General features: G+C 43.1%; 18 protein-coding genes and 1 pseudogene. 5 read left to right on the top strand and 14 right to left on the bottom strand.

All coding sequences use genetic code 11. From position 1 onward, the window contains the following. Window positions 1-10: 10 nt before the first annotated feature. From AMICO_RS06650 to AMICO_RS06675, 6 genes are all read right to left on the bottom strand, one after another. On the bottom strand, window positions 11-1,285 hold the full coding sequence (locus AMICO_RS06650) for a TRAP transporter large permease (protein WP_013048687.1): 1,275 nt from the start codon (window positions 1,283-1,285) through the stop codon (window positions 11-13). A gap of 15 nt (window positions 1,286-1,300) precedes the next feature. Beyond that, window positions 1,301-1,783, bottom strand: coding sequence for a TRAP transporter small permease (locus tag AMICO_RS06655; RefSeq protein WP_013048688.1), 483 nt, complete (start codon window positions 1,781-1,783; stop codon window positions 1,301-1,303). Between the two features lie 128 nt (window positions 1,784-1,911). After that, window positions 1,912-2,937 carry a TRAP transporter substrate-binding protein gene (locus AMICO_RS06660; protein ID WP_013048689.1) on the bottom strand — a complete coding sequence of 342 codons (1,026 nt, stop codon included), beginning with the start codon at window positions 2,935-2,937 and terminating at the stop codon, window positions 1,912-1,914. A 64-nt stretch (window positions 2,938-3,001) separates the two neighbouring features. Beyond that, window positions 3,002-4,252, bottom strand: a complete 1,251-nt coding sequence (locus AMICO_RS06665; RefSeq protein WP_013048690.1) for a LeuA family protein — start codon at window positions 4,250-4,252, stop codon at window positions 3,002-3,004. Between the two features lie 30 nt (window positions 4,253-4,282). Next, window positions 4,283-5,248, bottom strand: coding sequence for a C-terminal binding protein (locus AMICO_RS06670; protein WP_083775829.1), 966 nt, complete (start codon window positions 5,246-5,248; stop codon window positions 4,283-4,285). A gap of 89 nt (window positions 5,249-5,337) precedes the next feature. Continuing rightward, entirely contained in the window at window positions 5,338-6,042 is a 705-nt protein-coding gene (locus AMICO_RS06675; RefSeq protein ID WP_013048692.1) for a FadR/GntR family transcriptional regulator, read from the bottom strand. 196 nt (window positions 6,043-6,238) lie between these two features. Between AMICO_RS06675 and AMICO_RS06680 the strand changes: the two genes are divergently transcribed. Beyond that, complete coding sequence (locus tag AMICO_RS06680) at window positions 6,239-7,318, top strand: C45 family autoproteolytic acyltransferase/hydrolase (RefSeq protein ID WP_013048693.1); 1,080 nt, start codon at window positions 6,239-6,241, stop codon at window positions 7,316-7,318. A 97-nt stretch (window positions 7,319-7,415) separates the two neighbouring features. Here AMICO_RS06680 and AMICO_RS10425 read toward each other — a convergent pair whose 3' ends face one another. Both AMICO_RS10425 and AMICO_RS10430 read right to left on the bottom strand, forming a co-directional pair. Continuing rightward, window positions 7,416-8,012, bottom strand: coding sequence for a SulP family inorganic anion transporter (locus tag AMICO_RS10425; protein ID WP_420794733.1), 597 nt, complete (start codon window positions 8,010-8,012; stop codon window positions 7,416-7,418). Further along, window positions 8,001-9,100, bottom strand: a pseudogene (locus AMICO_RS10430) (SulP family inorganic anion transporter); the annotation flags it as partial. The gene AMICO_RS10425 and the pseudogene AMICO_RS10430, both read right to left, overlap by 12 nt. 334 nt (window positions 9,101-9,434) lie before the next feature. Here AMICO_RS10430 and AMICO_RS06690 point away from each other — a divergent pair. The 4 genes from AMICO_RS06690 to AMICO_RS06705 are packed head-to-tail and all read left to right on the top strand — an operon-like array spanning window position 9,435 to window position 12,471. Further along, the gene (locus AMICO_RS06690) at window positions 9,435-10,007 is read left to right on the top strand and encodes a 2-oxoacid:acceptor oxidoreductase family protein (protein ID WP_013048694.1); all 573 of its coding nucleotides are present in this window, start codon (window positions 9,435-9,437) and stop codon (window positions 10,005-10,007) included. Continuing rightward, entirely contained in the window at window positions 10,004-10,330 is a 327-nt protein-coding gene (locus AMICO_RS06695; RefSeq protein ID WP_013048695.1) for a 4Fe-4S binding protein, read from the top strand. The genes AMICO_RS06690 and AMICO_RS06695 overlap by 4 nt, the downstream gene beginning before the upstream one ends. Window positions 10,331-10,346: 16 nt before the next feature. Further along, window positions 10,347-11,513, top strand: coding sequence for a 2-ketoisovalerate ferredoxin oxidoreductase subunit alpha (gene porA, locus AMICO_RS06700; RefSeq protein ID WP_013048696.1), 1,167 nt, complete (start codon window positions 10,347-10,349; stop codon window positions 11,511-11,513). Between the two features lie 13 nt (window positions 11,514-11,526). Continuing rightward, window positions 11,527-12,471 carry a thiamine pyrophosphate-dependent enzyme gene (locus AMICO_RS06705; protein WP_013048697.1) on the top strand — a complete coding sequence of 315 codons (945 nt, stop codon included), beginning with the start codon at window positions 11,527-11,529 and terminating at the stop codon, window positions 12,469-12,471. A gap of 141 nt (window positions 12,472-12,612) precedes the next feature. Here AMICO_RS06705 and AMICO_RS06710 read toward each other — a convergent pair whose 3' ends face one another. From AMICO_RS06710 to AMICO_RS06735, 6 genes are all read right to left on the bottom strand, one after another. Then, window positions 12,613-13,533, bottom strand: coding sequence for an isocitrate lyase/PEP mutase family protein (locus AMICO_RS06710; protein WP_013048698.1), 921 nt, complete (start codon window positions 13,531-13,533; stop codon window positions 12,613-12,615). Window positions 13,534-13,614: 81 nt separating this feature from the next. Further along, the gene (locus AMICO_RS06715; RefSeq protein WP_244392388.1) at window positions 13,615-14,469 is read right to left on the bottom strand and encodes an isocitrate lyase/PEP mutase family protein; all 855 of its coding nucleotides are present in this window, start codon (window positions 14,467-14,469) and stop codon (window positions 13,615-13,617) included. A gap of 54 nt (window positions 14,470-14,523) precedes the next feature. After that, the gene (locus AMICO_RS06720; protein WP_013048700.1) at window positions 14,524-15,804 is read right to left on the bottom strand and encodes a TRAP transporter large permease; all 1,281 of its coding nucleotides are present in this window, start codon (window positions 15,802-15,804) and stop codon (window positions 14,524-14,526) included. Then, window positions 15,798-16,319: a TRAP transporter small permease subunit gene (locus AMICO_RS06725; RefSeq protein ID WP_013048701.1), complete on the bottom strand. Its 522-nt coding sequence runs from the start codon at window positions 16,317-16,319 to the stop codon at window positions 15,798-15,800. Before AMICO_RS06725 ends, AMICO_RS06720 begins: the two co-directional genes overlap by 7 nt. Before the next feature lie 246 nt (window positions 16,320-16,565). Beyond that, window positions 16,566-17,558 carry a DctP family TRAP transporter solute-binding subunit gene (locus AMICO_RS06730; RefSeq protein ID WP_013048702.1) on the bottom strand — a complete coding sequence of 331 codons (993 nt, stop codon included), beginning with the start codon at window positions 17,556-17,558 and terminating at the stop codon, window positions 16,566-16,568. Window positions 17,559-17,665: 107 nt separating this feature from the next. Then, entirely contained in the window at window positions 17,666-18,346 is a 681-nt protein-coding gene (locus tag AMICO_RS06735; protein WP_013048703.1) for a GntR family transcriptional regulator, read from the bottom strand. Between the last annotated feature and the right edge of the window lie 585 nt (window positions 18,347-18,931).

Below are 18,931 nucleotides of genomic sequence, written 5' to 3' on the forward strand. Positions count from 1 at the left end.
CTAACACCCTTTAAAAAAGAAGGCTCGGTAAAAAGGTAGTAATCGCCGGAACATAGGCCAAAATAAAAAGCCCTAAAACTAAAACAAGTAAAAATGGAATGACTTTTACTGTAATCTGACCTATAGAAATATCACTAATCGCACAAGTGGCAAAAAGAGAGATGCCAACAGGCGGAGTTGCCATTCCAATAGCCAGCGAAATAACTGTAACGACACCGAATTGAACCATATCGAAACCCAGCTGAGAAGCAATAGGTGCAAATATAGGAACCACAAGGAGTATAATTGCTGCCGTTTCCATAAATGTTCCGAGGATAAGATAGATTATGAGCATTAACGCATAAATTACTATGGGGTTAGTAGAGAAACCAAGAATAGCCGATGAAAAAAGCTGTGGAACTTGTTTAATCGTCATTAGCCACCCAAAAGGGTTGGCTGCGGCAATCAGAATCATGATCATTGCAGAATTGAGAGCGGCTTTATAAAAAATAGGCATAATATCTTTCCATGTCAGCTCTTTGTATATGAAGCAACTGACAAATAGGCCATAAACAACTGCTATAGCTGCGGATTCAGTTGGAGTAAAGATACCCGTCATAATGCCGCCAAGAATAATAACAGGCATTAAAAGCCCCCAGATGGCTTCTACAAAAGAGATTTTTCTTTCGGTCCATGATTTCTTTTCTTCCGTAGGGTACCCTAGCCTTTTTGACTGAATTCTGTTCATACCTAATAAAAGAAGGGAAAGAAAGATTCCTGGAATAATTCCTCCTATTAAAAGCTGTCCTACTGAAACATTCGCCACTGTGCCAAAAACGACCATAGTGATACTTGGAGGAATAATAACTCCAAGACAAGCAGCTGCCGCCACTACCGCTGAAGCGTAAGATTTATCATATCCCCGCTTCTCCATTTCCGGAATCGTCAAGCTACCCACAGCAGCGGCGGTAGCTGGCGTAGACCCGGAAATAGCAGCAAAAAAAGTACAGGCCACGATGGAAACGGCTGCCAATCCTCCCGTAATGTGTCCAACCAAAGTGCTAGCGAGAGATACTATGCGCTTTGACACGCCACCTCGCTCCATTATGGCGCCAGCTAACATAAAGAAAGGGATGGCTAACAAGGGGAAGGAATTCGCTCCGGCTACCATTCTCTGGGGAATAAGCACTATGGGCATACTTCCAGAAGCTATGAGACTCGCCAAGGATGCTATCCCCAAAGAAAAACCTATTGGGACATTGGCAATGAAACAAACAACAAGCGAAATAATTAAAGCAGATAACAAGGTTTTCCCCTCCCTCTACTCGACAATTTGACTGAAGTTTTTGCGCATTTGTTTTAGACAGTAATAAATATTTAAACAACCTGCAACAGGAATGGAAAGATACACCCAGAACATAGGCAGTCCCAGAGCAGGGGATGGCTGATTCTTCGTTGTTAGAGATATTTTCCAGCCGTAGTAAATGAGGTAGCCGGAAAAGACTATAAGGGCCGCATATACAAGAATCTCTACACTTTTCTGTATTTTAGAGGGAAGAAGGTTAACTACTACATCTATTCCTATATGAATTTTTTCTTCTATACCAATAGCTGCTGCTATGAAAGTACACCATATAAACAAAAACCGGACTAATTCTTCTGCCCATGATGGAGCATTATTAAAAACATAACGCATAACAACTTGGTAAAAGGTCAAAAAGGTGATGCCAATCATAAGAATGGCGAGAAACCATTTCACTAGGTAACTCATGCTAAAAGGGAGCCTTTGTTCTCTATGAGACATGGGAAACCACCTCGTAATATTCAGGAACATTGTTTTGACAACCATTTTAGATACAGTAAATAAAAGCGCGGTTAATTAGAAATCAGGGGACTGACACAGTAACGACAGCCCCCTATAAGTGAAATGTTTTACTTCGTGTTGTTGATCTTTTCTATAAGCTCTTTGCCGTAAGCTTCATCCCCGCCCCCTACAACACTGTAATAGGAGGGGTACAGTTTCGTCTGGGCTGTCTCGATGAAATCGGTTTTATCAACTTCATTGATCTCCATGCCTTTTTCTTTCAATACCGTTCTCATGGCTACTTCATACTTTGCCAGCTCTTCTCTCTGAATGTCACATGCGATCTTTGCACTCTCGGCAATAATTTTCTTATGTTCGTCGCTCAGAGTTTTCCACCAATTTTCGGAAGCAATATACTGCCTTGGGTAATAGAAGTGGCCGCTCAGAGAAAGATATTTCTGTACTTCATAGAATCTCTGGCTGAAAATAAGGTTAAGAGGGTTTTCCTGTCCATCAACAACACCTTGCTGAAGAGCCGTATAGAGTTCTCCAAAAGCCATGGGCACGGGAGATGCGCCAAAAGCAGCAAGAGTATCTATCATGACCTTGCTTTCCATAACACGAATCTTGAGTCCTTTAATGTCAGCCATGGTGTTAATAGGTCTTGCATTGTTTGTAAAATATCTGAAACCGCCGTCATTGTAGGCAAGGTGTCTAATGCCTACGCCTACATATTTCTCCTGTACCATCTGGCCAAGTTCGCCATCGAGCACCTTATGGGCATGGTCTATATCACGGAATATAAAGGGTAAATCCCAAAGCATTGCTTCTGGAACAAAACGCCCCATAGGGCCATTCTCAATGTCACCGATCTCAATGGTTCCCATTTGCACGCCTTCAACTATGGTTCTGGCGTCGCCAAGCTGGCCTGCAGGGTAAAGCTCTACCTTAAGGGTTCCGCCTGACTTTTCCTCTACCATTTCCTTAAACTTTGCACAAGCGATATTCTGGGGATCTTCCGGAATAGTATTACCGTTGTGGGCAAATTTGATAGTGATTGTTTTAGCTGCCTCTGCAGCTGTACCCACTGCAAAAACACATACGCAAATAACAAGTACTAAGACTGACAACATACTAATCCCTTTTTTAAACATTACTTCCTCCACCTCCAAGAAATAGTAAAAACGTAGTCCTTTGTACCGTGCTATTACCGTGCTATTACGCCTTATCAATAATGTTCCGTGCTATTTCCTCAAACTCCTGCTCAGTCAAAAGAGCGCTCTTTTCGAAAGCTTTTGCTTTTATGGCATTAACTATTTCCAGCTTCACATCAGCGTCTTTTACATCGAGTCCCAATTTATCAAGATAGATGTCAACAGTTGGAATGCCGCTCATCTTTCCAATAGTAACCTTTGCGTCTGGATGTCCTGTCAAACTGTAGAGATAAGGAGAAAGCTCAAGGGGAGCCTCATCATTGGCATTTTTAAACCATCCCGCCACAATTCCTGATTCAATGTCAGACACATTTTCGCCTACGATTCCCCTGTTCTGACGAACTTTAAGACCAGAAATACTCTGGAGATATTGAGAAAGTGGATAGAATTTATTGTACTTCAAACCTGTATCCACTCCGTACATGGTCAGAAGGGAGAGAGCCACATCTTCGTAAGGAGCGTTCCCCGCCCGCTCTCCGATGCCGGAGATAGTTGTATGGGCAATATCTGCTCCAGCTGCAAGGCCGGCAAGGGTATTCGCTGCACCAAGGCCAAAATCATCATGAAAATGGATGCCTATGGGTTTATCTGAAATTCGCTCTTTTACTTTCTTTATAAGGAAGGGGACGGCCTGGGGCATAAGCCCACCCATAGTATCTACTACTGTGAGTTCGTCCATATGGCCATTTTCTGCAATGAGCTCTATCAAATCGAGGTACTCATCGATGCCTGTTCTTGTTCCATCTATAGTGAAGAAAGAAACGTACATCCCATTATCACGAGCATAGAGGGTGGACTCTATGGATACGTCTATAGCCTTCTGAACTTCCCACCTATAGGCATATTTCAACAGATGATCACTTGTCGGAACTTCCATGACAATGCTCTTAACACCACAATCAAGAGCTCTTTTCACATCATCTTTCATACAGCGGGCGAAAGCAAAGATTTCTGGACCAAGGTTGCGCCTAACTATCTCTTTGATTGCCCCTTCATCTTGATCTGAAACTGCGGGCATACCAGCTTCTATTCTGTGAATACCTACTTCTGCCAGCTTTTCAGCTAAAGCAACTTTTTGATCTTTAGTGAAGATGAGCCCTGATTGCTGTTCACCGTCACGAAGGGAAACATCATGAAACTGAATTTTCTTAGAAAAGTCGAACCCCTTCCTTGCCTCTTCTGAAAAGTTCCAGGGGCTCGTGTACCATAGATCTGTCTTCCAAGGAGTGGGAGAATTGTTGAATTTTACTGTCATAGTCTTAGCTCCTCCTCATAAAAAGTATGATTAAAATTTATTTACCCAGTTTTTGGGATTATTGCCTGTCAATGCTCTTACTATTTCCTTGGCTGCCTTTCGTCTTAACTCTATTTCAGACTCATTTGAATAGAAAGCTGCGTGAGGGGTAAGAATGATGTTGTCCAGCCCGGCAAGAGCAAAAGGTGCCTCAGGAGGCTCTGTTTCCAGCACATCAAGGGCAGCTCCCGCTATACGCTTTTCAACTAAAGCCTGATAAAGATCTTTTTGATTTACAAGAGGCCCTCTCGAAGTATTAACAAAAAAAGTAGAAGGTTTCATAAGAGAAAGGGTTGATTCATTGATAAGATGATGTGTTTCTTCTGTAAGAGGCATATGAAGCGAGAAAAAATCAACAGTTGAAAAAATTTCTTCGATGCTTGCAACGCGCGTAATGCCCAGGGAGCTCAATCTCTCATCAGAGAGGTACGGATCGTACCCGTATATATCCATTCCAAAAGCCTGAGCTCTCGTGGCTACTTCTCTGCCTATGGCACCGCAGCCAAGAACTCCATATTTTTTCCCTCTCAAACGGGGAACCGGCTTCGCGAGTGTTACATCCCATTGGCCGCCTTTGACTTTCTGGTTGAGATAGGAAACCTTTCTTATCCCTGAAAGGAATAAGGCTATGGTATGATCTGCGACCTCTTCTATACAATAGTCAGGGACATTACATACCATAATCTTTTTTTCGGTAGCTGCGTCCACATCTATATTGTTGACCCCTATTCCCGTTCGTACAATGATCCTGCACTTATCGAGCTTGCGAATCACCTCTTCGCCCACCGGTGCGTATACCACCAGCATTGCATCGCAATCATGCCCTTCAGTTATGAAAGCCGACGATGTTTTGTCAGAGGAAATTTGAAGTTGCGCGCCTATTTTAGCCAACTCCTCTTCTTCAATGACTGAGTCGGGGAAAATAGTATCTGTCATGAAAACCTTGAAATTAGCCAAAAGCATTGTCCCTCCTTCATCACAGCATTTTTTCTTTTACCCTACGACTAATACAAGTTTCCCTGTCCCACCTCCATTAACAACTGAGATCAATGTCTGCTAACAAGGTCCCTTATAGAACGTTCTATATCTTCCAAATGAGCGAGCATGGCTTTCTGTGCGTTATCTGCATCAAAAGAAAGAATGTAATAGAGTATTGAGGAGTGAAAATCCAATGCTCGCTTAATTTGTCCTTCACGCTCAATGACATACATATTTTCTGAAAGAGTTAAATCTCGGGTAGCATTCAACATTTCAACAAGCACCATGTTCTGGCTCATCTCTGCTATTTTTTCATGAAAAGCAAAATCCGCTTTCAAAAAAGGCTGTTCATCGTCTACAAGCGTCATCGCGTACTTATGCAGCTTTTTCAAGGCCTCTTTCTCTTCCTTAGAAGATCTTATCGTTGCAAGAGATACTGTTTCACACTCTATTATTTTTCTCGCTTCTACAAGTTCCCTTACAGAGCACTGCTTAAGAAGAAGAGAAATTTTAAAATGATCAGAGAGAAGTGAGATGTTTTCGGTCAGAAAAGTCCCCTCTCCGCTGTGGACTTCTAACACGCCCATATACCTGAGAGCTCTCAACGCCTCTCGTACAGATGCTCTGCTAACCCCAAAGCTCTCTACCAAATCTCTTTCGGAGGGTAGTTTGTCTCCAGAAGAAATCTCTCCGTTAAGTATCTTTTGTTTAAAAGCCTCTACTATACTTTCTGTAACAGATTGTCGATTAATTTTTGTAAAAGAAATTCCCATCTCTACCACTCCTACAAATACGTGAATGACTTTTTAAAACATTTGAACTTCAATATTTTTTTAAAAATGCTATTATATTTATAAATTTCGTTAGTGGTAAGAGGTCAGACCACGAACTTGTATAAATTTACGCCACAAATTAATTATTGTCAAATGGGGGAATAAAAACACTATTTATATGGGGGGGTTACAGCCTATGACCAAAACTGGATATCCGTTTATACAGCTCGAGGGAAATCCTTTTGAGAGAGGAAGGATATACGGAAAAGAATGTTCCAATCTTATTCGAAAAAGCATTTCGAATTACTCTTTTATGTTTAAAACCTTTTCCGGAATGAGCTGGGAGGAGGCGAAAGAAAGAGCCAGAAGCTACATACCATTTATAGCAGAATACAGCCCACAGCTTATAGAAGAAATGAAAGGCATCGCTGAAGGGGCAATTTTGCATTTTGACGACATTGTCACCTTAAACTCCAGAAGCGAAATTGTTCTCGACAATACACTCGATGGGTGCACAGCCTTCGGAGTTTCTTCCTCCATTTCAAAAGATGGTGTTGCTTACGTGTGTCAAAACTGGGATTGGATTCGAAGACAGGGAGATACACTAGTCATTCTGCAAATTAAACAGGAAGAACCTCTGCCACAACTTTTATTGATTGCTGAAGCTGGCATTATAAGCGGCAAGGGGTTAAACTCCGCTGGTATCGGCGTTTGCTTCAACGCCCTTTCAACAGGCAAAGGGAAACCTGGAGTCCCTATTCATATTTTGCTGAGAGAGATTATGAGTTCCCCCACTTTAGGTGATGCTGTCGAAGCTGTAGCCAGAGCAGAACGGGCTAGCTCCGGGAATTTTTTAGTAGGGACTGCTGAGGGGGAAATTATAAACATTGAATCCGCCCCTTCAGATTTCGGGGTGCTCTACGCAGAAAAGGGATACCTGGCCCACACTAATCACTTTCTTTCTCCTAACATCATATGTAAAGAAAAAGACCATGGCAAAGTCATATTGCCAGACACCTTTCACAGGCTTGGCAGGATCAATGTGCTACTTAATGAAAAAGTTGATTCTGTAGACCAAAAGTTGTGCCAAAGATTTTTATCAGACCACAAAAATGCGCCTGATGCCATATGCAGGCACGAAGATCCTAGAGATCCAGAGGGTAAACAGCTGGCATCGGTATACTCTATCATAATGAATCTCATGGAGAGAACCTTATGGATCAGTGATAGCAACCCGTGCACGAGCGAATTTTGCTCATACAGTTTTAAAAAATAATACTGTTAACGGAGATCTAAATAAGGACAGGCTCGGTTGATTTTTACCGAACCTGTCCTTATTTATTTGAGAAATACCAATTAATTTGCTCCTAGACCTAATACCCCTTTGCGAGACCCAGCACTGCTCGGGCCCGCATTAAGGCCTCATCAATATCCTCGCAAAAATTTTCTGCCCCTACCTCTTCTATAAAGCCTGATCGTCTGAAGGCCCTTCTAGGCTGCGGCTGAACTCCTGAAAAAATAAGCTGCGTTTTTTCTTTCTGGCATCTATGATAAAGCTCTCGTAAAACATGAATAGCTGTCGCATCTATTGCTGAAACCTTTCTTGTTCGAATAATAAGTACAGGAACCGGTTTTTCCAGATTGCGCAGGGCATTTTTGAATTCATTAACCATGCCAAAGAAGAAGGGGCCGTTCACTTCAAAGACCTCTACTCCAACCGGCACTTTTCTTAAAGCTATGGCATTGGGATCATCTCCAAAATCCTCTTCTCCTCGTACTTCTTTGGTAATCATGCTCACATCGGTAATCTCCGACATTCTCCAGATAAAAAGAAGAGAAGCCATAACTACCCCAACCTGAACAGCCACTGTCAGGTCAACAAGAACTGTAAGGGCAAAGGTCAGAACCAAGACAAAAGCATCACTTTTCGGACCTTTAAAAATTGAAACAAAGTGATGAAGTTCGCTCATGTTGTAGCTGACCACGACAAGAATGCCCGCTAAAGCCGAAAGAGGAATAAGCTTGGCGATGGGAGCGCACAGCAAAAGCAGGAGGGCAAGGACAATGGAATGTATGATTCCGGCCACAGGAGTCTTAGCACCGCTTTTTACGTTTGTAGCCGTTCTGGCAATGGCGCCAGTGGCTGGAATGCCTCCAAATAAAACGCTGCCAATATTAGCAACACCCTGAGCTATAAGTTCTGCATTGGGCTTATGGCGCCCGCCTATCATTCCATCAGCTACTGTGGCAGATAAAAGAGACTCAATTGCCGCCAGCAAGGCAATAGTAAAGGCTGGTTTCACTAAAAGTCCGATTTGGGCAAGTTCGAACTTTGGTAATGAAGGAGCAGGCAACATGCGGGGCAAATCTCCGAAGCGGCTTCCTATTGTCGCCACATCCAAATGGAGAGCGGAAGCAAGAGCTGTTGCTGCAATCATGCCTATGAGCATGGCAGGCAGCTTGGGCCAAAAACGCCGCACCATCACAATTACAAGAATGGTTCCAAACCCTATTGCCACAGTTTGAGGATCAAAAGAACCCAGGTTCTTCAGATAAACTTGCCACTTCAGTAAAAACTCCGCTGGGACATTTTCAACATTGAGACCTAAAAGATCGCAAATCTGAGTGGAAAAAATGACTACTGCAATGCCCGTTGTAAAACCGGTAGTTACGGGGAAAGGAATAAATTTAATAAAACCGCCCATGCGAAACACACCAAACAATATGAGGAAAACTCCCGCTATAAGAGTGCAAAGTGCCAGCCCGGAATAACCATATTCAGTGGCGACGGCAGATACAAGCACTACAAAAGCACCGGTTGGACCACCTATCTGCACACTGCTCCCCCCAAGAGCAGAAATCAGAAAACCTGCTACAATAGCTGTAAACAAGCCTCTCTCAGGAGGCAACCCGCTAGAATTGCAAAAGCCATAGCCAGCGGAAGGGCCACAATGCCAACAGTAATTCCCGCAAAAAGATCGGCAACAGCCTTCTCGCGAGAGTATTGCTTCAATTCACTCAAGAGCTTCGGCGTATACACATCAATCTTCCTTTTCATTTAAATAGATTTGGCCTTCTGGAATAAGCGGTAGGCAGGGCACAGGCCCAAATAAAAGCCACTATCAGTTTAACATCAACAGCGCCAAAATCAATGGTAATTTCTAAAAAAGACATGTTTATTTGTCTTAAATCTAAATTGTTCTGTCAAATTTCTTTTTATATTAACTACCGCCCGGAACCACTTGCCTATACACAGACCGACATTTGTTTTTAAGAGAAACACAGCACGAAATTATCATTATCTGATAATACTTTTTTATTACTTGAGTTGACGCAATCAAATTGCCATACTAAACTCTATTTTATGAATACTTGAAAGGAGTGATGCAGTAATGCCTCAGGCCATTGAGATCAGGTGGCATGGACGAGGAGGCCAGGGAGCCAAGTCTGGCTCAGCCATACTCTCCGAGGTGTTGTTCGGGGCCGGGAAATTTGTGCAGTCCTTTCCCGAGTACGGGGCGGAACGCCAGGGAGCACCCATGAAAGCTTATAACCGGGTGTCTGACCAGCCTATCCGCAAACGCTGCGGTGTACAGAATCCTAACGTGGTAGCAGTCATAGACCCAACATTGCTCGATGCTGCCCGCCCAACCGAAGGATGTGATAATAACACAATCTACCTTATCAACACCCCCATGTCTCCAGCTGATATTAAGAAGAAACTCGGCCTTCCAGATGCAGTCAAGGTTATCACTATCGATGCAACCAAGATCACCCTGGAGGAGTTTGGTCAAAACCGCCCCAACGCTCCTATGCTTGGAACCTTTGCTCATATCTTTACAGAGGTTCCCATTCAAGCATTCGTTGAACACTTCGCGCACAAAATGGCTAAATTGCCTGAAAAGGTACTATCCGCCAATCTCCGAGCCATCCGGAGGGGCTATGAGGAGGTACAGATCGGATGAGCGGCTGCAAGAATTGGAAAGAGATGAAGGATGTAGGCAAACCCAAAAAATGGCAGGATGTTCCCATGGGAGGAATTGCTTACGGAGCTTCGGCCGAAAACGTTGAAACTGGCCAATGGAGAAGCATTCGTCCCGTATGGAATGAAGATGAGTGTATATCATGCATGCTTTGCTGGGTTCAGTGCCCGGACCGTTCCATTACAACCGATGAAAATGGAAAAGTAACGGGTGTCGACTACTTCTACTGTAAGGGCTGCGGAATTTGCGCCCAGGTGTGCCCCAAAAAGGCCATAGAGATGCGGCCTGAGGCCGAGTTTGCGTAGAAGGGAGCAGAAGAAGATGCCTCGTAAAGAAATTACATCAGGAAACTGGGCTTTTGCTGAAGCAATGCGCCAGATAAATCCGGACGTCGTTGCGGCATATCCCATCACGCCTTCAACAGATATCATCATGAAATTCGCAGAATTTGTAGCCAACGGCGAGGTCGACACAAACTTTGTTACAGTAGAAAGTGAGCACTCTGCCATCACTGCCTGTGTAACGGCCTCAGCTGCGGGAGCTCGTGTCATGACAGCTTCAAGCGCAAATGGCGTAGCGCTCATGCACGAAATATTCCCTATTGCGGGTTGCTTCAGAACCCCCATAGTCTTTGGGCTAGTGAACAGAAGCGTAGGAGCCCCCATAAATATCCACTGCGACCACAGCGATAGCATGGCCCAACGGGATTATGGGTGGATACACCTATACTGCGAAGATGCTCAGGAAGTATACGATTCAGCCTTTATGGCCATACGGCTCAGTGAGAACAATGATGTTCTTACTCCCGTATTTGTCTGCCAGGACGGCTTTATTACCAGCCATGGTTTCGAACCTGTGGAGTACCTGGACGATGAAACTGTAAAGAAATTCATTGGAGAACGGACCCCCATAAACCCATTGCTTGATATTGAAAATCCAGTAACATACGGATCCTTTGCCATGTCCGAGTATTATTTTGAGATCAAGCGTCAGCAGATCGAAGCAAACAAAAAAGCCCTTGAGCTTTATGACGGAATTGCAAAGGAATATGAAGCCATATCTGGCCGCTACTACCCCATGATCGACTGCTACAAAACCGATGATGCCGATTACGTAATTGTTGTCATGTCCTCTGCATCAGGAGCAGTGAAAGATGTGGTAGATGAAATGAGGGAAAAGGGACACAAGGTAGGGTGCCTTCGTATTCGCATGTTCCGCCCCTTCCCCACTGAAGCAATAGCTGCTGCCCTTAAGGGTAAAAAAGCGGTTGCTGTTCTTGACAGAAGCCTGAGCTTAGGCGGAACCGCGCCACTTGCGGCAGAGGTCAGAAGCGCCCTCTACGCTGCCGGAGAATTAATCCCCACCAACAGCTGCATATATGGCCTTGGCGGAAGGGATTTCTTCCCACAGTATGCTGAGAATATCTTTATGGACCTCATAAATGGCAACATTTCGCCCGAAGAGCACTACATCGGCCTTCTAGAATAGGGGGATAACGAAGATGAGTATAAGAATAAAAGATGTTGTTCATAAAAAAAGCCCTATGACACAGGGACACCGCATGTGCCCTGGTTGCGGAGCCCCTACGGCTGTACACCAGGGACTCATGGGAGTAGATTTCCCCCTCGTAGTGGTTAACGCTACTGGATGCCTTGAGGTTTCTACAACTGTGTACCCCTTTAGCGCCTGGCGCGTGCCATGGATTCACACGGCTTTTGAAAATGCCGGAGCTGGAGTTTCTGGCGTAGAAGCAGCCTATCAGGCTCTGAAGAAGAGAGGGAAAATAGACAAAGAGATCAAGTTCGTCGCTTTTGGCGGCGATGGCGGAACCTACGATATTGGACTTCAGTCCCTTTCAGGTGCCCTCGAAAGAGGTCATGACTTTACCTACATTTGCTACAACAACCAGGGGTATATGAACACTGGAGCCCAGCGAAGCAGCGCCACGCCTCGAGGAGCCAATGCCACCACTTCTCCAGCAGGCAGCGTCATTCCCGGCAAACTGCAAAAGCCCAAAGATCTTACAAGCATCGCAGCGGCCCACCATGTCCCTTACGTGGCTCAGACAACGTTGTTCAATCACATGGATGTAGCCGCCAAGGTTAAGAGGGCTATTGAAACTCCAGGACCAGCTTTTGTAAATATTCTTGTTCCATGTGTTCTTTTCTGGAGAATCGATCCCGCCCTTCAGGGAGATATCTGCAAAAAAGCCGCTGATACTCGTTTCTGGCCCATTTATGAGGTTATTGACGGAGAATGGAAACTCTCATACAAGCCTAAAAAACGGGTACCTGTAGAGGAATTCCTGAAACCTCAGGGACGATATTCCCACCTCTTTAAAGGTGAGAAGTCCAAAGCCCTTCTAGAACAGGCCCAAGCCGATATAGAGAAGGACTGGGAGTACATCCTCGACCGCTGCAAAGAAACCTGGGAACCTCAGGATTAGCTAATATTTCCATACAAAAAAGAAGCAATCTGATTTAACGTAAGAGCCCAGCCGCTGTTAATCGGTTGGGCTCTTTAACTTGCTCCCTGGGCTGCTCAAGCCTTTGGCTTAGCTCAATTGATTCCTTTAAACAAGGGCCTCTTATCCTACTATCTTCTCTTTGCCGTGGTATTTTTCCTCAATTACACTTTTAGGAAGATACTCTTCTTCCATTTTTCTGATGTACTCAAGGTTAACCACTTCTGCAAATTCCCTAAACGATATAAGTTTATCAAGGTATCGATCGGATACTCCTTTTTCTTTGATTTCACTCATCACATCAAACATACCCTTTGCTGCTGAATAAAGGGTAGAAAGAGCAGGTACAACCCATTTATACCCCATCTCCTCTGCTTCCTCTATTGGGATGAGGGGTGTTTTGCCTCCTTCTATGAGGTTAAGCATTAGAGGAATGCCCCTAAGCTCTACGGCCGTTTTCTCGATCTGGTCGCGTGTTTCCAGGGCTTCAACAAACACCATATCCACTCCAAAATCAGCGGCTCTCTTAGCTCTGGTAAGTGCATCTTGGTACCCATTAACTGCAATGGCATCTGTCCGGTATATAATCACAAAATCGGGATCAAGATCCTTTTTTGCATCCATGGCAGCCCGGAGCTTGCCCTCCATTTCTTCATACGAGATCACTTGTTTGCCTTCCATGTGTCCACATCTTTTTGGGGCAACCTGATCCTCCATAAAAAGCCCTGCCGCCCCTGCTGCTATATACTCCTGTACCGTACGATAGGCATTGATGGCATTTCCAAAACCATTATCAGAATCACCAACCACAGGAATATTGACAGCTCTTGCTATGGCTCTGACCTGAGAAGTCATTTCGGAAAGAGTGAGAAGTCCAATGTCAGGCTGTCCCAATGTCGCAGCAGCTGTACCGTATCCCGAATGCTGAAGAGCTTCAAATCCAACCATTTCACATATTCTGGCACTTAGCGAATCATAGACCCCTGGTGCTAAAATAGCCCGAGATTCCTTAAGCCTCTTTCTGAGTAATGTTGATTTTTTCATGGCTACTCCTCCATCCAGTTGATTTTTTCGTAGCTAATCCTCAAAAGTTGAGCAATCACCCAGAAGATTAATTGTCCGCTGCTATTTCCCTTCGGTGGAGTATCGTTTCTCTATTTCACAAATAGCAGGTAATCCGATAAGTTTGTTGAACTCTTCAAAGGCTATCATCTTATCTACTATATTTCCCGTAGACCCCGTTTCTTTAAGGACTTTCATTACTTCTGACACTGCCTTTGCTATGACATAGGTAGAGGTCACAGGGAAAATTACCAGATCATAACCTATTTCTTCGAGCGCAGATACTGGAAGAAATGGGGTACGGCCATGTTCCACCATATTAGCGAGAACAGGAACAGAAAAACTGGAAGTAATTTGTTTCATTTCCTCTTCTGTTTCAGGAGATTCAATAAAAATAATATCTGCGCCAGCTTCTTCGTAGGCTTTGCCTCTTTCTATCGCTTCTTTGATGCCAAAACTGGTTCTGGCATCAGTTCGAGCCATAATCAAAAGCTCATCATCCTGTCTGGCGTCACAGGCTGCTTTTATCTTTCCTGTCATCTCTTCAATTGATATTATCTCCCTACCCAGCATATGACCACACTTCTTGGGTGCTACCTGGTCTTCCAACTGCAGGCATGCAACACCAGCTTTTTCATATTCCCTTACAGTTCTGGTCACATTCACGGCATTGCCATAACCTGTATCCGCATCTGCTATGACTGGGATATCCACAGCATCTACAAGTCGAGATGCCCTTGCCGCCATCTCGGTTAAGGTAAGTAATCCCACATCAGGTTTGCCCAACATGCTCGCAGAAGTTCCGTAACCCGTCATATAGAGAGCATTAAAACCCTCTATTTCAACTATCCTGGCAGTTAGTCCATCATGTACACCAGGAACTACTAATATTTCTTTTCTGGAAAGAAGTTTCCTCAATCTGATTCTGCTATTTTCCTTTTTCAAAACTACATCACCTGTCCACTTCCTGACTTAATGCATTATTGATGGCAACCAGAGACTCATTTGCGGGAATGCTATAGAAAGTAGCAACATGAATGCCATGAGTATGATGAAGGGCCATACTCCCTGGATGATGTCTGACATGCAGATGTCATCGCGCAGACCATTTATAACGTAAAGATTCATCCCTACGGGAGGTGTTATCAATGCCATGGTCATGTTTATGGTGAGGATAACAGCATACCAGATTGGGTCAATATTCAAAGCAAAGAGAATGGGAGTGACCAAAGGCATGGTAAGTAAAATGATAGAAACTGTTTCAAGTATCATCCCTAGTACTATCATAAACAGGTTCATAGCGAGAATGAACATAAGAGGCGACAAATTGTTCTCTATAATTAACTGAGTCAATTTTTGCGGTATCATAAGCATTGTCATGACCTTACCAAAGAGGACTGCTGCAGCAATTATGACTGCAATCATACAGGAAGTACCCACCGATTTCAGACAGATTTCGGGTAGTTCCTTCAATTTTATAGTTTTGTAAATCACTACGGTAATGATAAGGCTGTAGATTAAACCTACTGATGCAGCTTCGGTGGGGGTAAAAATCCCACTATAGATACCACCGATGATAAGTATCGGAAGAAAAATTCCCCAGATATTCTTTCGAGTTACCGCTAATCTTTCAGGCCAGCTGGTTCTCTCCATGGGAGTAAAGCCTCCCCTCATGCTTTTTATTACAGCATAAATAACAAAAATGGCGGTCAGCACGAGCCCAGGTATCACTCCTGCAATGAAAAGCTTTCCCACAGATTCCTCAGTAATTGCACCATAGAGAATCATAGGAATACTTGGGGGGATCAGAATACCCAGTGTTCCCCCGGCAGCAAGAAGTCCCAAAGTAAATTTTTTATCGTACCCTCTCTCTATCATTGCTGGATATGCCACCATTCCAATGGTAGCAGCTGTTGCTGCACCTGACCCTGTTATGGCTGAAAAGAAAGCACAGGCAAGGATAGTGGCAACGGCAAGTCCCCCAGGAAGATGTCTGACCCAGGCATTCATTACTTCAAAAAGGTCATCTCCGACCCTTCCATCCAAAAGAATTTGGCTCATCAGAATAAACAAAGGTATGGACAAAAGGGTAAAGCTTTCCATGCCTGAAAACATTGTAGTTCCAACAATCTTGGTAGGAAGACTATAAAGAAATATAAGCAAAACAGAAGTAGAGCCCAGAGAGAAAGCAACAGGAAGTCCCATAAAAAGAATTATAAGAAGAAGGCCTATAACCAAGAGGAAATTTAGCATTGATTTTCCCCCTCCTTTTTTTCATGTCCGCTAAAGGTAGGAAATTTAGCGCCTAAGATTATTATGAACTGAAGAGTGAGAAGGCCGAATCCCACAGGAAGGGCAAGTTGAGGAATCCACAGTGGAACTCTCAGCGGCGTCGCTGACAACTTATTATATTTAAGCGTAACCTTCAACATTTCAAAACCCTGTAATGTTACATAAGCAGAAAAGAGCATTCCCATGATACTAGTAAAGAATTCAAGGTAATTTTGAGTCTTTTCTGAAAATCTAATGACTAAGAGATCTATCCGTACATGTTTGCCTACTTGCAGCGTATAGGCAGCACCTGCTAACATAGTCCACATGAAGATAAAAACTGATATTTCTTGTGCCCAAATAGTTGGTGAGTTGAAGACGTACCTTGCTACAACTTCATAAAAAAGGATGATCCCCATTAGCAGAATACCTAAACCGCTGCTGTATCCAATCAGGAGATTTAACCTTTCTGCAAGTTTTTTTAAAGATGAGAACAAGACTACTCCCCCTGTCTTACTGAAAATAATTTTCTGAAAAACAAAAACACCATTGAACCTTTGGATGTCAAGAATTTCTCAACCTAACAAACTTGATCTTAATACTCTATTAAATTCAAGTTCCCCTCATTTTTACAAATAAAAGGTAGAACATTATGTTTTAGTGAAGGGAGAAGGTTGTGCACCCTTCTCCCTTCACTAAAATGATGCTAAAGTTTTTACTTTAAAAATTTATTTTCGTTGCTGTTAGTCAAGGGATGCTACGATTTCCATGAGTTTTTTACCGACTTCGCCAGTTTCCTTAACAAAGGCATCCCTTACAGGCTCTGTCGCTTTCATGAAAACTGCTCTTTCCTCATCATTGAGCTCGTAAATCTGAACTCCACCATCTTTAATAACGTTATAGGCTTTCTCTTCAGCTGCAGTTATTGATCCACGGATAAATGTGGCCGCATCTTCCCCGGCTTTAAGGAGAACTTCCTTTTCTTCATCCTTAAGTGAATCCCACCATTCCAAGTTCGCCTGGACGAAAAACTGGGCAGTAGTATAGTTCGCAAGGGTCATATACTTCTGAACTTCAAATATTTTTCTTGAAACAGCAGCAGGCATTCCTGTGGTGGCACCATCAACGGTGCCTCTCTGAAGAGCCATATACATTTCAGAAGAGCTCATCACTGCGGGGATACCGCCCAGAGCCTTTACTGTATCAGCTGTCCCCTTGCTAAAGGTTCTTATTTTAAGACCAGCAAAATCAGCAGGTTTCGCTAGTGGACGCTTGCTGTTATAGAATTGGACAAGACCGTAATCTACCCAAAAAACAACCTTTGCTCCCTTGCCCATAAATTCATTGTCAAGAATATCTCCTGCACCGCTCTCTATGAACTTTTTGGGGGAGTCAAGATCTTTGAAAATGAAGGGCATCTCAAAAACATCAGCTGCGAGAACCATCCCTGACCACTTGTTGACTGGTACCAAGGCCAGCTCAACAAGTCCTTCTTGAACAGCTTCTACGATCTCAGTATCCTTAAAAAGCTGTGCTGAGTGAAAAACCTCGACTTTCATTTTTCCATTGGAGTACTCTGCAACTTTCTGGGCAAAGCAATCCATACCCTCGGAGATGAAGTGTGATGGTGGAAGCTGGTTGGAAAGTCTCCATGCCGCCGCCATTGCTGGAAAAGCACAAAAAGTCATAATTAGTGCTACTACAATAGCTGTTGAAAAAAATCTCCCAAGTTTCATTTTCCTTACACCTCCATTATTTTATTCCTTGTTCAAAATAGCGATACTCTCCTATAACATATGAACTCTTGTTAACTGCCAATATCTTTCGACGTTCGCAAACAAAATTAACCTTTGGATTTAATGTTTTCTATCCTTCTTGCAAAAAGACTCCAGGATCTGCTCTCATTAAGTTTTTCGAGCTCCCCACTTTTTAAGAATTCCAAGATTTTATAATGATTACGAGCAGCTTCCTCAAGGTTTTTTTCATTGCTAAGATCGTCAAGCATTCCCAATTCCAGCTGATGATACAAGTCAGACAGAATATTCATTGTCCGAGGGCGTTCTGCTTTGAGCCATGTGAAGTAATGGAACTCTATATCTTTTTTAAAAAAGGCCAAAACCTTTTCATCAGGTGTCATCTCAGATCGTGCTATTTTCACCATTTGGTCAATGAGCCATGAGAGATAACTGAAATCCGATTCTTTCAGAAGTTCTTTTTTAACCAAAGCCTCATATATGCTCCCTTCCAAAAGGTAACGCAAGCCATAAATCTCTTCCATTTCTTCCACGGAAAAAGCACTGACAAAGGCTCCTCTTCGAGGAATGGTGGTTACCAGACCATGACTCTCGAGACGACGAAGAGCCTCCCTTACCGGAGCTCGGCTAATATTAAATTTTTCTGCGATTTTGGACTCAACTATCTTGTCCCCCTTTTTATACTTCTTTGAGACAAGAATTTGATTTCTTATGTAATTCACCACTTGAGATGTAATCGTTTCATCAGAACCGCATTTTTTATTGACCATATAATTTCTACTCCTTACAAGCCTCGATATAATTACAATTAGTCGACAGTTAACTACTATTATGTTTAATATACAGCAATAAGGGATCCTTTGCAACTAGGGCTAAAAAGCGCTTTTATAACTTCAAAACACCGCTAAAACAGCAGGATAAGAAACAAAAATTACCGTTTTTTGCCTATAGTGTCGACATATACTCTAAATAACTTCTTAAAATAAAATTTGACGACTAAAAAAGAAAACCCTGGTTTTTATTTTTCCTATTATTATTGTCATTTAGCACGCATCGTTTAGAGAATCTAATTAGCAGATTATCATTACAAAATATAAATATACGCGATGTAGTAAAAAACAAAGAAACTAGAAGACATCTGAGTTAAAAGAGCTCGTGCATCTCAATCATAGAGCGTATCCTCATTATCATCAGCTAGCTTTATTTTCATGATAGATAGGTGAAATGCATAATATTCCTTGTTCGACTTAATTGACAAAAAAGAATATAGATATATAATTTTGTCGACTATCAACAAAAGCGGTGACTGGATCTACCTGAGGTTTTTATTAGCAAAAATTTCTTTCCTGGAAGAT

This window comes from Aminobacterium colombiense DSM 12261 (assembly GCF_000025885.1).
Classification (GTDB): domain Bacteria; phylum Synergistota; class Synergistia; order Synergistales; family Aminobacteriaceae; genus Aminobacterium; species Aminobacterium colombiense.